The organism is Stenotrophomonas humi, from assembly GCF_001431415.1.
Taxonomy (GTDB): Bacteria; Pseudomonadota; Gammaproteobacteria; order Xanthomonadales; family Xanthomonadaceae; genus Stenotrophomonas; species Stenotrophomonas humi.
Map to the genome: position 1 here is coordinate 1 of NZ_LDJI01000073.1, position 896 is coordinate 896.

The following is an 896-nucleotide window of genomic DNA, read 5'->3' on the forward strand; positions in this document are numbered from 1 at the left end:
AACGGCAGCAGGGCCTGCTGCAACCGCTCACGACCAGCCAGCCGCGCGGCGAATGCGGTCGCGTCGCTGGCGCGCTCAGGGAGCACCTGCTCCATCAAACGGCGCCGTTCGCTGTCGTTCATGCGCATCCAGCTCCCGATTTCGCCACCCGTGCGCCAGCAGCCCCGGCAGTATCCCTGACTGTCCAGGCTACACAGGCCAATGCAGGGGCTGGGAACGGCATTGCGCGGCGGATCCATCAATTCAGACATCCCACTAGCGTAGCGCGCCGCGATGACAGCGCACAGCACAACCGCATTAGACCTTGTGCTGACTGCGCGCCAGCGCCCATGCCGACCAGGCCGCGGCTTCGTGCGGCAACGCATTGCCGTTTCCCCGGCGTCCTCATGCTCACATCCTGCGTTGGTGAGGCTCCAATGCCACACCCGCCCACGCGCACTCGCCGCGCCTTCGCGGGCGAATGAACCGGGTGATCACCTCATCATCCTTGCAGGGCCTGCAACTTGTCGGAGCTTCTCCGGGAAGGCCGCCGATTGCCCGCGGCACAACCGCAACGCACAGCTCCATCTGCAGCCAACGATAGCCGGGGCTGAATCCCGCGTTGCAAGCGATGGCGGCAACCTGCGCGTACCAAGCCACGCCCGGAGCATTCCAGCAGAAGTGGACAGAATCGCTGATCATCCGCAAACCCAGGCGCGCTCAGCCAGCCTCTGCATATCCTTGTCCGTGATCCGCCGGGAACACGGAATGGGTTTACCTGAGCCGTACGGTCCACTCCACTTCCAGAAGGTGCGCACGGTCAAACAGCCGGCTGACCTGCACCCAGGTGGCCGCTGGGTACTTTGCATCTGCGAAGAACGTCTTGCGCGCCGGAATGGCCTTGATCAACGCCTCCA

At 64.5% G+C, this 896-nt stretch carries 1 protein-coding gene; it reads right to left on the bottom strand.

Annotated features, from left to right (window positions below; translation table 11 throughout):
* Window positions 1–365, bottom strand: a 365-nt coding sequence (locus ABB26_RS19095; protein ID WP_338062633.1) for a DUF1289 domain-containing protein, incomplete at its 3' end; no start/stop codon positions are given.
* Window positions 366–896: the final 531 nt, after the last annotated feature.